This window comes from Sunxiuqinia rutila (assembly GCF_050589705.1).
GTDB lineage: Bacteria > Bacteroidota > Bacteroidia > Bacteroidales > Prolixibacteraceae > Sunxiuqinia > Sunxiuqinia rutila.
The window spans coordinates 1-14,097 of the sequence record NZ_JBNGOT010000001.1 but is presented as its reverse complement, the minus strand read 5'-3'; the positions used below and the strand labels follow the sequence as shown (position 1 = coordinate 14,097).

General features: G+C 40.3%; 15 protein-coding genes. All 15 read right to left on the bottom strand.

Annotated features, from left to right (window positions below; genetic code table 11):
• Positions 1–35: 35 nt before the first annotated feature.
• Positions 36–422 carry a DUF302 domain-containing protein gene (locus tag ACRD6K_RS00070; protein ID WP_430971584.1) on the bottom strand — a complete coding sequence of 129 codons (387 nt, stop codon included), beginning with the start codon at positions 420–422 and terminating at the stop codon, positions 36–38.
• A 12-nt stretch (positions 423–434) separates the two neighbouring features.
• On the bottom strand, positions 435–668 hold the full coding sequence (locus tag ACRD6K_RS00065) for an SHOCT domain-containing protein (protein WP_291855483.1): 234 nt from the start codon (positions 666–668) through the stop codon (positions 435–437).
• 51 nt (positions 669–719) lie between these two features.
• Positions 720–1,244, bottom strand: a complete 525-nt coding sequence (locus tag ACRD6K_RS00060; protein ID WP_430971583.1) for a hypothetical protein — start codon at positions 1,242–1,244, stop codon at positions 720–722.
• Between the two features lie 82 nt (positions 1,245–1,326).
• Complete coding sequence (locus tag ACRD6K_RS00055; protein ID WP_430971582.1) at positions 1,327–1,740, bottom strand: Fur family transcriptional regulator; 414 nt, start codon at positions 1,738–1,740, stop codon at positions 1,327–1,329.
• 119 nt (positions 1,741–1,859) lie between these two features.
• Positions 1,860–2,462, bottom strand: a complete 603-nt coding sequence (locus ACRD6K_RS00050) for a hypothetical protein (RefSeq protein WP_430971581.1) — start codon at positions 2,460–2,462, stop codon at positions 1,860–1,862.
• A gap of 44 nt (positions 2,463–2,506) precedes the next feature.
• Entirely contained in the window at positions 2,507–3,007 is a 501-nt protein-coding gene (locus tag ACRD6K_RS00045; RefSeq protein ID WP_158868925.1) for a hypothetical protein, read from the bottom strand.
• A gap of 109 nt (positions 3,008–3,116) precedes the next feature.
• Positions 3,117–3,698, bottom strand: coding sequence for a hypothetical protein (locus tag ACRD6K_RS00040; RefSeq protein WP_430971580.1), 582 nt, complete (start codon positions 3,696–3,698; stop codon positions 3,117–3,119).
• Positions 3,699–3,769: 71 nt separating this feature from the next.
• On the bottom strand, positions 3,770–4,147 hold the full coding sequence (locus tag ACRD6K_RS19995; RefSeq protein ID WP_488621821.1) for an HYC_CC_PP family protein: 378 nt from the start codon (positions 4,145–4,147) through the stop codon (positions 3,770–3,772).
• A gap of 44 nt (positions 4,148–4,191) precedes the next feature.
• Positions 4,192–6,273, bottom strand: coding sequence for a heavy metal translocating P-type ATPase (locus ACRD6K_RS00035; protein ID WP_430971579.1), 2,082 nt, complete (start codon positions 6,271–6,273; stop codon positions 4,192–4,194).
• 94 nt (positions 6,274–6,367) lie between these two features.
• A complete protein-coding gene (locus tag ACRD6K_RS00030) occupies positions 6,368–6,700 on the bottom strand; it encodes a P-II family nitrogen regulator (RefSeq protein ID WP_053180236.1) in 333 nt (110 codons plus the stop codon).
• Positions 6,701–6,712: 12 nt separating this feature from the next.
• The gene (locus tag ACRD6K_RS00025) at positions 6,713–8,011 is read right to left on the bottom strand and encodes an efflux RND transporter periplasmic adaptor subunit (RefSeq protein ID WP_430971578.1); all 1,299 of its coding nucleotides are present in this window, start codon (positions 8,009–8,011) and stop codon (positions 6,713–6,715) included.
• A gap of 18 nt (positions 8,012–8,029) precedes the next feature.
• Entirely contained in the window at positions 8,030–12,373 is a 4,344-nt protein-coding gene (locus tag ACRD6K_RS00020) for a CusA/CzcA family heavy metal efflux RND transporter (protein WP_430971577.1), read from the bottom strand.
• 36 nt (positions 12,374–12,409) lie between these two features.
• Entirely contained in the window at positions 12,410–12,874 is a 465-nt protein-coding gene (locus tag ACRD6K_RS00015) for a hypothetical protein (RefSeq protein ID WP_430971576.1), read from the bottom strand.
• Positions 12,875–12,942: 68 nt separating this feature from the next.
• Entirely contained in the window at positions 12,943–13,248 is a 306-nt protein-coding gene (locus ACRD6K_RS00010; protein WP_430971575.1) for a DUF6660 family protein, read from the bottom strand.
• A 70-nt stretch (positions 13,249–13,318) separates the two neighbouring features.
• Complete coding sequence (locus ACRD6K_RS00005) at positions 13,319–13,732, bottom strand: Fur family transcriptional regulator (protein ID WP_369489152.1); 414 nt, start codon at positions 13,730–13,732, stop codon at positions 13,319–13,321.
• Between the last annotated feature and the right edge of the window lie 365 nt (positions 13,733–14,097).

The window sequence follows — 14,097 nt, the reverse complement described above, 5'->3', positions numbered from 1 at the left end:
TTTGAATATGTTCCCCAAATAAACTGCAAGCAGAATTATAGATTCTCAATCACCTTCTCAAGTTTCGCCCTGATTTCATTGGCGATATCACTTAATTCGTCATTTTCAACCGCCTGCATCGAAGCCACCGGGTCAACAGCAGCTACTTCTGTTTTGCCATTATCCAGTTCCTGCACAATTACATTGCAGGGGAGCATGGCCCCGATTTTGTTTTCGGCCAGCAGCGCTTTATGTGCAAAAGGAGGATTGCAAGCCCCTAAAATTTGGTATTTTTTGAAATCTACGTCCAGCTTCTTTTTTAATGTAGCCTGTACATCAATTTCGGTCAACACCCCGAAACCTTCTTTTTTTAGTTCTTCGGTTACAATTTTAATGGCTTTGTCGAAACCGTACTCTGTTGTTTTTTCAATGTAATACTTCATGATATTTTTATTTTACATTAAATCTTTTTTTCGTTCTTCAAACTCCTGTTTGTTTATTTCGCCACGGGCGTAGCGCTCTTTTAAATAATCGAGCGCCGACTTACTTTCGGGTGGGTTGCCGGGGCGGTTATTTTGACTCATTCCTTTAACAACCATCCAAACAACGGCAATTACGATAATGAGCCCTATAACCCACCACCAGCCCATTCCCATTCCCCATCCGTGACACCCAAATCCATCCATCATAACATTCTCCTTTCTTTTTATCGCTTGTTTTTTTAAAAACCGAACTGGTGTTTACCAACAATTGCTGCGACGTGACATCATCATCTGTTTACGAGAATTCATTCCCATATTACCTGCATGCCAGCAATTTTCCGACATATCCCACCAATTGTAATTGTTGTTGTTAAAGTAGGTGAGTTGCTTTTCAGTAAGAAGTTTTTTTACCTGAACTTTTGTTTCCAGGTTGATATCCTCAATCTTTTCTTCTTTATCGCGGATAGTGCTTCTCAGTGATTTCACCTTTTTTACATCCAGGTTTGGATTTGAATTGGCTGCCTGGTATTCCATCCTTAAACTGCGAAGCTCATTTTCGATTGGGAGCTTTTTCTCGTAGCTGTTTTTACGGAGCTCATTAATTTCCGTAATTTGTTCGGCTGTTAAAGCATATTCTGCCGGGGTGTTGTAATTCCACCATTGGGCATCTGCGTTAGCCGACCAGTTTGAGTTACAACAATGAGGTTGTGCCATTGCCTGCGATGCAGAAAAAACAATCAATCCTGCAAGTAAAAAAGCCATTTTAAATTTTCCAGTTTTCATAATTAATAATTTTTAATGTTAGACATTCTAATAATTTCAACATCAAAATTACCAATAAGTTAGTGCAACACTATTGCAAAGTTTAATCGCAGCGCGGGCACACCCCGTTAATGATGAATTGCGCATTATCGTAGGTGTAGCCTTCAGGCAGTTTAATGTTGGGAATTGGAAGTTCTTTCATACAACGTGTCCTGCCACAACGCGTACAATAAAAATGAACGTGTAAATCATGTATATTACAGGTACATTCATCATCGCAAACGGCATACTTCACTGAGCCTGAACCATCATCAACTGTATGCACAATGAAATTGTCTTCAAATGTTTTAAGCGCCCTAAATATGGTTGAACGCTCCACTTTTTCAAACCGTTGTTCCAAATCCGCCAGACTCAGCGCTTTCCCGGTTTCGGCAAGTGTTTTGTAAACCAGGGTGCGCATGGCTGTTGGTTTGACGTTTTTCGATTCGAGTTTTTTGTCGATTTCATTATTTTCCATTCCTGCAAATATTTATGAGACAAATATTATTCATTGCTTTCGATATCCCAAATTTACATAGAATTTGAAACAAACAGCAAAAGATGAACAGGAACAACCGCAGGTCAAGACAAACTTTATTATTTGACTCCTTCAAATACTTTCAAATAATTTGAACTGTTCTCGATTGAAAATTTGTAAATACACGAATTCATATTTGGATTAAATCCCCCAAAATGATTGTCATTTTGATTGTGTTGGGTATTCATGTGATTGGTCCAGGCGTTCCATTGGTCAGTTCCTGCCCAATTGCTGTTGCCCCAACCTTGATTCATATTTCCCCAGCAATTGCCATCGTTCATCCAGGCATTATTTTCCCAACCGGATTGGCGGTTTGTGCAAAAATCGTAATTATTCCTGTTGTGTCCATATTCATTGTAAAATTCTTGTCCGGTATGACACACCATAATGCTGTCATAGTTTTGGTATAGTTGCATTGTAAAGGTTGAATCAAAATTGTAGGACAAACAATGCATACTAACTAAGCTATCGTTTATTAGCGTTACATTTAGTGTTGCCGGACTGGACTGATTAGTAGCTGTACTCTTAAGAGTACCTGTATATGTGCCGATTACGCTGGAAGCTAAAGTATTATCCAAGGGTGTTTCTTCTTCCTTGTTACATGAATAAAAAAGGAATCCAACTACTGCTACCATTAAAAAAATAACTTTTGTATTTTTCATGCCAGTAAATAATTTATTTCGTTTCATTTTTCTATCCTCCTATTTTATTCCAATATAAATCCTGCATTTTTAACTTTTGCCTCCAATTCGCTATACGCAATTTGTTTTGGATTGTATTCAATAAGTACCTGGTTCGATTTACGATATAACTTAAAATCTTCAACACCTTTAATTCCGTTTAACAAAGTCGTCAATTTCTCGTTATCACCTTCTTTATGCTCAACAAAACAGATTACGGTTTTTCTTTCATCAATTTTAATTGTAGTGATTTTATTATTTTCATTGAGTTCAGCTTCTAAATAGAGGGCAAAAGGCAAATCTGTCAATTTTGTTTCCTTTCCGTTGTATGTTACTCTCATGCTTTTGTCTATCTGAACCGGCATGCAAGCCTGTGTTCCTAAAACACATATTACAATTCCATCGTCACCTAATTTTTCACCACCGACTGTTCCAATAATTTTTTCTGTTTCCTGCGCATAGATGTTCGCAATTGATACACCAAAAATCAGAACTGTTGCTTTGATTACATTTAATATCTTGTTCATTTTGAATTTTTTAAATTTTAAACTTTTGTATGAAAATTTCTGTTTGATTTCGCTTTTTTGAAAGCGGGCAAGTTGCCTTGCCTGCCTTCAAAAAAAAGCATCTAAACTATTACAATCCTTTGCTATTCAGAAAGGAGTTGATTTTATATGAACCACTTGATTGATTATATGCGTGTAGCGCTGAATTTGAACTAAATAACAATTCCATTTCAGAATAAAGTGGGTCGTTAGCTGGGATAACATCCTTGAGATTGTTAAATGTCAGGCTTTTAATTTCCCCACTTCCATCCTTGCTGAAATAGTATTTTGTTCTTTTTTTTGTGCCTGTAAATGGGGAATGAGATACTACTTCTTCTCTGGTGTAAATCCATAAACCACTTTTATCTGCCAAAGTTAAGCGGTCATTATTTAAAAAACGGAAAAATTTCCCATCGCAAAGTTGATAGCCAAATATTTCGTTTTTCTTCAAATCAGTTTTCTCACCATTTTTAATTACTGTTACGTAATCTGTTTTAAAGAAATCGTTTGGTTTTATTTTGCCCTCTTTTGTAGCACAGTTAATTGAAACTTCCATTTTGCCATTTGTGTAATCTTCATAGGTTTTGTAAACCCCACATTTTTGTGCGCTTACATTTAGACCTATTACAGCAAAAATTGCTGCTATTATTATTTTAAAATTATTTGTTTTCATACTGATAATATTTAATTGAAACCTAAATTGTTATTTTAATATTTTACTTTGTGGAGGAATTAAATATTATCTCAACACAAGAACACCTGTAGTTGTGCCCTGTTTAAAGCAAACTTAGGTGTTAAAAATAAATTTAAGGGATAATTAATTATTCTGCCATTTTTATCTTGGTTGAAGTATTTAGTTTTACATATAAAAAACGGGCATTTTACGAATGGCTTGGTATTGTTACTAACTTTTTTTGAAGTGTTGAAAAAAGTATCGGTTATTTTAAATGTTACAACCCGAATATGGCAACCCGAACAAGGATTATCACAACATTTATTTGAGGTTTTATCAAAAGAAATTGAAAGTAGTTTTTCGAAACAAAAGTTCTCCTGTATGGTCACCCCTGTGGTAGTTAAGGTGAAAAACACGGCAAATGTAATATGAATCACTTTTTTAAACATCTTTCAAACTTTATAAAAGTTACTTTATCCACAAATGTTGTATGCTAATTTCTCATTACCCTCATGGCATTAAAAACAGCAATCAAAGCAACGCCCATATCCCCAAATACCGCTTCCCACATGCTGGCAATCCCCAAAATTCCAAGGACAATAAATGCTGCTTTAACCCCCAAAGCAAAAATGATATTTTGCCACACGATATTTCTGGTTTTCCTGGCAACATCCATAGCAACAGCAACTTTTGAAGGAGAATCAGTCATCAGCACCACATCAGCTGTTTCGATTGCTGCATCTGAACCGAGTGCACCCATGGCAATTCCCACATCGGCTCGGGCAAGTACCGGGGCATCGTTTATGCCATCGCCTACAAAAGCAACTTTGCTGTTCTTGTTCAGCATTTTTTCGATATGCTCAACTTTGTTTTCAGGAAGCAATTCGTCATAATATTCTTTAATACCCAGCTTCCGGGCAAAAATACTTGCGGCATACTTGCTGTCACCCGTGAGCATTACTGTTTTAATGCCTTTTTTGTTTAATCGACCGATGGCTTCAATGGAATCCACTTTCAAACTATCTGATATAACAATATAGCCGGCGTACTTCCTGTCAACCACAACATGCACAACCGTACCTTCAATTTCACATTTGTCATGCGCTATGTTTTCTTTATGAAGGAGCTTATCGTTGCCGACAAATACTACTTTATTATCAATGCTTGCACGGATGCCATGCCCGGATATTTCTTCCACTTTCCCGATTCTTGAATTGTCAAAATCCGGCTTATATGATTCTATTATAGATTTTGCAATCGGGTGGTTAGAATTATATTCGGCATACGCCGCGTATTCTGATATTTCTTCCTTTGAAAAGCCATTTGAGGTGACTATTTCTGTTACTTTGAATTCGCCTTTTGTAAGTGTGCCTGTTTTATCAAACACCACGGTTTTAATCTGGGTAAGTGCATCTAAAAAGTTGGAACCTTTCACTAAGATGCCTCTGCGGGAAGCACCGCCTATTCCTCCGAAATATCCAAGCGGAATACTGATTACCAGTGCACAGGGACATGAAATAACCAGTACTACCAATGCCCGGTAAATCCATTCGCTAAAAGTTGCGCCGCTTATTAAAAGCGGGGGTACAACAGCAATCAAAAGAGCACCAAATACTACCACAGGAGTATAATATTTGGCAAACGTGGTGATGAACTTTTCGGTTTCCGCTTTTTTGGATGTGGCATTTTCAACCATCTCAAGAATTTTTGAAATAGAAGAATCCTCAAAAAGCCTGGAGACTTTAACCGTAATTAAACCGGATTGATTTATCATGCCCGCTAATACTTCATCGTTTGGATTTATTTTACGCGGTACACTTTCCCCTGTAAGCGCTGAGGTATCCACAAAGGAATTCCCGTCAATTACCAGTCCGTCCAACGGAACTTTTTCACCAGCCCTAACTATTATTTCGTCTCCAAGATTCACATCTTCCGGTGAAACTTTTATTATATCCCCGCCATCTTTCAGATTGGCATAATCGGGTTTAATTTCAAGAAGCGATTTTATTGACCCGCGGGAACGGTTTACAGCGATATCCTGGAACAGTTCGCCAACTACGTAAAATAACATAACAGCAATTGCTTCGGGCATTTCATGTATTGCGAAGGCGCCCAGGGTTGCAACCGACATTAAAAATTGCTCGTTAAAAACCTGTCCCCGGTTGATGTTTTTAACAGCCGATGCAAGAACATTCCAGCCCACGATAAGGTAGCCCGTCACGAATACCGCATATTCGGCAAGATGAAAAGGCGTATTGTGAAGCTCCTCTTCAAAAATCAGGCCTGCCACTAAGAGCAGGATACCTGAAATTGCTTTAATAATTGTCCATTTGTTTTCAGCAAGTTCACTTGACGAAACAATTGTTTTTTCATTCTTATTATCTTCAATTTCAACTTCGGGTTCTATCTCTTTTATTTTGCTTTTTACTTTTTCCAGGTCATCAGTATCTATTGTCATTGAAGCAGTGGCAAAATTAACGCTCACAAATTTTACTACTTCCAGTTTGCTGACGCCTTCTTCAACCTTTGCCGCACATGAAGCACAGTCCAGGTTTTTTAATTTATATTTTTTCATACCATTGATTTTAAAAATTTATCCAGATAAACCGATAATCATTAAAACAGCAGGTCACTATTCATTTCATAGCAACCTGCCCTTCATCCGGCGATTATTCTTCGCCGTTTTTCAATCCCGTTTTCACCCGGTACACTTTTTCAACATCGGAAACATAGATAAACCCATCGCCCGGATTTAGTGTACAGCCATACTCGCAGATTATTTTCACAATAGCATCAACTTTTTCTTTTTTTGCAACAAGTTCAAGCTTTGCTATTTCACTATCGGTTATTGAGAACTTTTGCGATACAAAAGCTTCTTCATCCTGAAATTTCCCTGTTCCTTCAGCCATTGAAATGGTCATGTTCTCAAACCCTGCATCTTTTAAATGATGCACGATGTCATCTACTTTATTGGGTCTTATAAATGCTTTAATTTCTTTCATCGTGTTAATTTTTTAATGTTCGTGTTCAGTTTCTTCTTTTCCTAAATCTGCCAATAAATAATAGGCTGCATTCATTACTATTTTCGTATCATCGGGTAAGGGATTGAGCAATTTAATCTCGGTGTATCCCTCATCTTGTTTTCCGGTTATTACCTCTATCATGCGGAAAGCCATAACATGACCTCCATTTTCGTCGTCATGTCCTGCTTCGCCATCATGTTCCTCATGGTTTTCCTCAGCCTCATGGTCGTGTCCTTCTTCGTTTTCTGCTACTGCTTCATGTTCATGCCCCTCGTGTTCTTCAGCTTCAAGCGATTCATCCAAAATAAAGATATAGGATTTAGTTCCTTCTGTAACAATAGCATCGTTGGGTAATGTACGGGTATAATTTTCATCGGTATGGATGTGCCCAGAGATGTACATACCCGGAATAAGCCCCGGCATGGGTTCATTCAAGCTGGCATGCACATGTACAGCCCTGGAGTTGGCTTCAAATTCCTGCCCGATGGCGAATATGGTGGCCATGAGCTCCTTACCGGGAATATTGGCCACGGTAAAATGAATCTTTTGACCTTTTTCCAGCAAGTGAACATCATTTTCATACACCAGAAAATCGGCGTGGATTTTGCTGTTGTCGGTAATTTCAAAAAGCATGTCCTGTGCCCCGGCATAGGTGCCTACTTTTACATTTATTTCATTCACATAGCCATTGATGGGTGCTACAATGGGTACGCTGTTAGAAACTTCTCCTTCTTTTACTTTTTCGGGTGAAAGATGCAGGAGTTGCAGGCGGGCCTTCAATCCCTGGTACTTCGCTTTGGCCGAATTATATTCCGACTTAACCTGCTGGAACTCCCTGCCTGCACCTACATTGTTCTCGAAAAGTTCTTTCTGGCGTTCGTACTCCATTTCCAGAAATTCGAGCCGACTGGCCAAATCAGCAAAATCTTCCTGTAGCTTAATATAATCAGGGTGTTCGAGAATGGCAAGTGTTTGTCCTTTGCGTACCTTATCGCCCTGAAAAATTCTAATATCCCTCACATTTCCACCTATTACGGCGGTAACTTCTGCCGAGCTAGCGGGCGGTACCTGCATCTCACCGTTTGTTTTAACCATAGTGGTTAGGTTGCGCATCTGGAAAGTCCCTAATTTTAAATCCAGGGCTTCACGCTGAAGTTCGTTCAGCATTACCACACCTTCGGGGCCTTCATGCTCCGCATGTTCCCCGGCTTCACTGTTTTCTTTTTTGTTGCTGTTGCACGACATGAGCGTTACTACCACAAGAAGTGCTAAAAATATTTTCGTTTTCATTTTTATCTGTTTTTATAATTATTGACCTGTTATGTATTCCAATTGTTCTTTAATTTCGAAGAAATCTGATAGCCGTGATAAATATTCCTGCCTGGTTTTTATGGCTGATTCGGTATTCTGGATAAATTCAATATAACTGAGGCTGCCCAACCGGTAACCCAGGTTTGCCGCTTCAATTTGTTCGGCAGCAAGCGGCAGAGCTTCGCTTTTATAATATTCCAGCACTTCGCTCATTACTTTGTAACGGCTTAAAAGTTCCTTGTAAGAGGCATTCAGTTCCAATTCCCTTTGCTTGTATTCCTGTCCGGTAATCTGGTAATTGATACGGGCGGCTTTTGTTTTCCCTGACTGGGAAAAGAACAGTAAAGGAACGGAAATGCCTGCTTCCCAACCATAAAAACCCGAAGTGCCATCGACCGATTGCCGCGAGTACCCCAAATCTAGTTTGGGTAAAAAATTGGCCTTTTCGGCTTTCCACTCTGCATCGGATACATCAAGCTGCTTCCTGTAATAATTTAATAAGGGAACATTGTTTAATGAATCAACTGAAAAGGCAGCATGAATCGTTTTATCCCATGCTTGTCCGGCATCGGTAATTTTAACACCGCCAGGGTACATCAGGTACTGGTTCAGAATTTGCAGCGATGCCAGGTATTCGCTCTCAGCCTGTTTCATATTCACCATTAACTCTTTGTATTTAGCCGAGGCAGAAAGGTACTCAACTTTGGATGTTTGTTGGGTTTTAAACCGCAATTCGGCAGCTTTCAGAAAATTGGTATAAATACTGTCAAGCTGATTGTACAATTCTGTTTGCTTTTTTGCAACCAGTGACCTGTACCATGCAAGGCTCACGTTTCTTACCAGTTCATTTTCTGTCAGTTCAAGTTTTGAAACAGCAAGGTCGGTACGTGATTTATTCAGTTTGGTTTTGGCAGGTATGCCAAACAAGTCAATTTCCGATTGTGTAACCCCTATTTGGTTTTGAATACCCACTGCTCCGTTTCCGGTTTCCTCTTTACCGGTGTAGATGGACGTATTGCCCAAATCGTAAGCTGTAGCTTTCAGGGCTTTTTGTTTCTCCACATCGAGCGAAGCTGCTTTTAACGAAGGGTAGTTTTCTTTTGCCCGTTCAATTGCCTGCTCAAGGGTAACTGAATTTTCCTGTGCTTTTAAGCTTCCTGAAACACCAAGTCCGCCAATGATGAGCAGAACGGTTATTACCGTGGTATTGAGTTTAGGCGCTTTCAGTTTGGTTTTTCCCGATTCAACCATTTTGTACAATACGGGCAAAACAACCAGTGTTAGAAGTGTTGATGTTAGCATACCGCCAATAACCACGGTGGCAAGCGGGCGTTGCACTTCGGCCCCTGCTGAGGTAGAAATGGCCATAGGCAGGAAACCCAGTATATCGGTTGATGCAGTCAGGAAAATAGGGCGTACCCGGCGTATAGAACCTTTTTTGATAATATCACCAAGGCTGAGTTTTCCCTCTTCTTTTAACTCGTTAAAACCGCTTATCAAAACCAGCCCGTTCAATACGGCTACACCAAAGAGTACGATAAAGCCAACCCCAGCCGAAATACTGAATGGCATATCCCGCAGGTAAAGCGAAAAAATACCTCCCACGGCCGCCAATGGAATGGCCACGTAAATCATGAGGGTTTGTTTAAACGATTTGATGGCGAAGAATACCAGCATAAATATCAATGCCAAAGCAAGCGGCACAACCAACGTAAGACGCTTTGACGCCCGTTCGAGATTTTCAAAAGCGCCTCCGTAGCGAATGTAATAACCCGAAGGCAGTTCGAGATTTTCATCGAGTGTTTGCTGAATTTCTTCTACCAGCGATTTAATGTCCCTGCCTTCCACATTAATACCTACATAAGTACGCCTGTTGGTATTGTCGCGGCTTATTTGCATCGGGCCGGGCTGGTAGCTGACATCAGCTACTTCTTTCAATGGAACCTGGTTCCCGTTTGGGGTGTTTACAAATAAATTCCGAAGGTCGTCGATACTTTGGCGGTGTGCTTCATCAAGTCGAACTACAAGGTCGAACATGCGCTCTCCTTCATAGATAACCCCGGCAACGCCACCGCTAAAAGCAGTCTCTACAACCGTATTCAGGTCTTTTATTTTTAAGCCGTATTGCCCCAGTTTGGTGCGGTTGTATTTTACCGTTATTTGAGGCAGCCCACGGGTTGCTTCGGCTTTTATGCCTTCAATCCCTTCAATCCCTGCAATTAAACCGGAAATTTCTTCGGCTTTGTCGGCCAGCATATCCAGGTCGTCGCCGTATAATTTAATAGCCACATCTTCACGAATACCGGTTAAAAGCTCGTTGAACCGCATCTCGATTGGCTGGGTAAACTCGTAGTTTATACCGGGCAAAACACTAACCTTTTCTTTTACCTTATCAATCAGCTCCTGTTTTGATTCAACCTTTGTCCATTCATCCTCGGGTGTAAGAATAACAAATATATCAGCAATATCAATCGGCATGGGGTCGGTAGGCAAATCTGCCACCCCAATACGGCTTTGTATTGATGCTATCTCATCGGGGAAATTCTCCAACACAATCTGTTCGATACGAGTAGATGCCTTTTCCACCTCTGACAGCGATGTTCCGGGTTTCAGGAAAGCCTGAAAAGCAAAATCACCTTCGTCCAACTGAGGGATAAATTCGGCTCCCATACGTGAGAAAAGGAATCCTCCGGAAATTAAAAGCACCAAGGCAATCCCCAGTACAAGCTTACCTTTGCGTAAAGCCCAGGCAATTACCGGTTCGTAAAGGTTTTCGAGTTTCTCTATAAAACGCTCACCCCAGGTTTTTTTATCTGTTTTTGGTGGTCTCAGGAAAAGTGCAGCCATCATGGGTATGTAAGTAAGACACAGTACCATAACACCCAATACGGCAAATCCAAAGGTCATGGCCATGGGTATAAACATCTTGCCTTCCACACCCTGCAATGCCAGTACCGGGATAAAGACAATAAGGATAATGAGCTGCCCGAAAAATGCGGAGTTCATCATTTTACTGGCTGAATTGTAGGCTATTTCATTTCGCCGGGGCAGCCCCAGTTTCTTCCCGATAAATTCATTCCGGTGCAGATAAAATATCATGCTTTCCACGATAATCACCGCCCCATCGACCAGAATCCCAAAGTCGATAGCCCCGAGACTCATCAGGTTTGCCCAAACGCCAAACACTTTCATCATGATAAATGCAAATAGCAAGGCAAGCGGGATGGTAGAAGCTACCAGTAAACCGCCTCGTAAATTGCCCAAAAAGATGACCAGGACAAAGATTACAATGAGTGCCCCCAGTGAAAGGTTTTCGGCTACGGTGGAGGTGGTGCTTTTAATCAGTTTGCTGCGGTCGAGAAATGGTTTTATCTCTACGCCATCGGGCAACGATTTTTGGATTAACGCCATTCGTTCTTTCACATCCTTGATTACATCGTTGGAGTTTTCACCCTTCAGCATCATCACGATACCGCCTACGGCTTCGCCTTTACCGTCTTTAGTAAAAGCCCCGTAACGCACAAAACTTCCGTATTTTACTTCGGCCACATCGCGTATAAAAACAGGTTGCCCGTTTACATTGGCTACCGGCGTGTTGCGGATGTCATCGAGCGAGCGCATCAAACCTTCGCCACGGATAAAGTTGGCCTGAAAATTTTTTTCGATGTATGCCCCACCCGTGTTTTGGTTGTTCTCTTCCAAAGCCTCAAAAACGTCAGACATGGTCAGGTTCATGCTTCGAAGCTTATCGGGGTTAATGGAAATTTCGTATTGTTTTCCGCGCCCTCCAAAGGAATTTACTTCAACCACCCCCGGAACCATTGCCATCTGGCGTTTTACAATCCATTCCTGCATGGTGCGCAGTTCCATGTCGTTATACACAGTGTCGTAACCGGGCTGAACTTCAAGCGTGTACTGGTAAATTTCACCCAATCCGGTACTGATTGGCGCCATAAACGGCTCGGCAAATCCTTCCGGGATTTTTTCCTTAATTTCGGACAGGGCTTCGCTTACCAATTGCCGGGGAAGGTAGGTTCCCATATTGTCCTCGAAAACTATTGTTACCACTGACAGCCCAAACCGGGAAACCGAACGAATTTCGATAACCCCCGGCAGGTTGGCCACCGATAGTTCCACCTGGTAGGTTACAAACTGCTCAATGTCTTCGGTGCCCAGGTTGGGCGCGGTGGTAATCACCTGCACCTGGTTGTTGGTAATGTCGGGCACGGCATCCAATGGCACTTTGGTCATTGACCAGATACCTCCGATGATAAGCCCTATGGTCATTAAACCAATGAGGGCTTTATTTTTTATTGAAAAAGCTATGATTTTGTTTATCATTTCCTATTGATTTTATTTGTTATTGACTTCGTTTTATTATTTCGATTCATAATACTTTTTAAAGTTTTGTTTGTTTTTGAAGTAAGCAACTTCGGTTTTGTTCCTTTTTTTTAGACCGATTAAAGCATTTGCCTTTAGTAAGGTATCACCCGAAACCGGATCAGTCGTGTAGGCTACCTCATTGAAATGTTTTACCAAATGATTAAAGCACGACTGACTGCAGAAATAATAGGTTTCCCCTTTGTATTTCGCTTTATGGCTTTCATGAATTTGCAGGTTGTCCCCCTTCATACATATCCAATTGGCAGGTACTTCATGTTTATACCAGGCTATTTTACGCCAGGCAAATCTTGTGTCGCACCAGTAGGTATAAAAAACAAGAACAGACAAAACGCCAATGAAAAGGATGCCGAAACTAATCAGCATTGTCCTGTTAAATTTTTTATCGTCAAGCTTTTGCTTTTCTAAAAGCTGCTGCTTGCTTAATCTCTTTTTTTTCATACTTAAAAGATTAAGTGATTAATACTGCCGATAAAACGCTTTACCGGTTAAAATAAACTGAAAGGAAATTAAATTTTGGGCGGTTGCCAGATAGGGGCAATAGGGCTTGAAAATGCAGGTTCTTTCAATTTGATATCTAAAGTGATTTTTACTAAATTGACATTGGAAATACGAAAAAATGAAGGGAATGAAAGGGTTTGGCAACAATGACAAAAACAAAACGGGGAGCATAAATCAATGTCATTTGTCTGATTTGGGCTTTTTTTTACCAATTCCAAAGAAACGGAATTTGTATTGGCAGCATGAACATCATCGCACGGCATGGCTGTTAAAACCATGATATACACTGATAATATTACTGCTACATATTTCATTTAAAATTCATGTATTTTCTGAATTACAACGGCAAAGATACCCCAAAGTTCATGCAACCCGGTTGCAAAGTTATTGTTTGCAATTTGAACAAACACCTTTCACCACCATATTCACGCTTTCGAGTGAAAAGTTATTGGGGAGGTTTATTTTTGGAACAGGAATATCGTTTAAACAAAATGTTTGATTGCAATTTGAGCAAAGGAAATGGACATGCAGGTCTTCGGGTTGGCAATCGCAAGCTTCCTGGCACAAAGCATATTTTACCGAACCCGAACCATCCTCAATCGCATGAATCAGTTTATTCTCCTGAAATGTTTTAAGCGTACGATACAACGTTGCCTTATCCGCTTTTTCAAATTTTTGTTCCAATTCCGGCAGACTGATAGCTGTTTTTTGTTCGGTCAAAACCTGTAAAACCAATTCGCGCATGGCGGTTGGTTTGATGTTTTTGGATTTGAGTTTGTTGTCTATGTCCTTTTTCATTATACTAACTTTAACAATCTCGGTTTGTTCAAAGCTTAAATGTAACAATTATGCACCTGTGCGTAGGCAGAATTGCAGCTCTTTTTCAAGCCTTTGGTTTGGGCGTTGGCTTGTGGGGGCTTGGAAATGTGCTGCAAGGTGGATGGGGTTTCTTTTTTGCGGAGGAAGAAAAAAAACAAAATAAATTTCCATCAAATTTGCACTGTCTTATCATAAAGCTAAATCCACTGATATATCATTTTTTATAATTATCATTTCAGGTTGTCGTTGTGTCTTTTTCACTTGCCCCGTAGAGTAGAGCCTGACAGCCAACTCAATAATTATTGCACATAAATGTACAATTTTAAGTTGGGTGTCAGTACCCC

Coding starts and splice junctions, on each gene's coding strand:
- ACRD6K_RS00025 (WP_430971578.1), bottom strand. CDS start 8,011: ATGAAAACGAAAATATTTTTAGCACTTCTTGTGGTAGTAACGCTCATG.
- ACRD6K_RS00010 (WP_430971575.1), bottom strand. CDS start 13,248: ATGAAATATGTAGCAGTAATATTATCAGTGTATATCATGGTTTTAACA.
- ACRD6K_RS00055 (WP_430971582.1), bottom strand. CDS start 1,740: ATGGAAAATAATGAAATCGACAAAAAACTCGAATCGAAAAACGTCAAA.
- ACRD6K_RS00070 (WP_430971584.1), bottom strand. CDS start 422: ATGAAGTATTACATTGAAAAAACAACAGAGTACGGTTTCGACAAAGCC.
- ACRD6K_RS00005 (WP_369489152.1), bottom strand. CDS start 13,732: ATGAAAAAGGACATAGACAACAAACTCAAATCCAAAAACATCAAACCA.
- ACRD6K_RS00060 (WP_430971583.1), bottom strand. CDS start 1,244: ATGAAAACTGGAAAATTTAAAATGGCTTTTTTACTTGCAGGATTGATT.
- ACRD6K_RS00035 (WP_430971579.1), bottom strand. CDS start 6,273: ATGAAAAAATATAAATTAAAAAACCTGGACTGTGCTTCATGTGCGGCA.
- ACRD6K_RS00015 (WP_430971576.1), bottom strand. CDS start 12,874: ATGAAAAAAAAGAGATTAAGCAAGCAGCAGCTTTTAGAAAAGCAAAAG.
- ACRD6K_RS00040 (WP_430971580.1), bottom strand. CDS start 3,698: ATGAAAACAAATAATTTTAAAATAATAATAGCAGCAATTTTTGCTGTA.
- ACRD6K_RS00045 (WP_158868925.1), bottom strand. CDS start 3,007: ATGAACAAGATATTAAATGTAATCAAAGCAACAGTTCTGATTTTTGGT.
- ACRD6K_RS00030 (WP_053180236.1), bottom strand. CDS start 6,700: ATGAAAGAAATTAAAGCATTTATAAGACCCAATAAAGTAGATGACATC.
- ACRD6K_RS19995 (WP_488621821.1), bottom strand. CDS start 4,147: ATGTTTAAAAAAGTGATTCATATTACATTTGCCGTGTTTTTCACCTTA.
- ACRD6K_RS00065 (WP_291855483.1), bottom strand. CDS start 668: ATGATGGATGGATTTGGGTGTCACGGATGGGGAATGGGAATGGGCTGG.
- ACRD6K_RS00050 (WP_430971581.1), bottom strand. CDS start 2,462: ATGAAAAATACAAAAGTTATTTTTTTAATGGTAGCAGTAGTTGGATTC.
- ACRD6K_RS00020 (WP_430971577.1), bottom strand. CDS start 12,373: ATGATAAACAAAATCATAGCTTTTTCAATAAAAAATAAAGCCCTCATT.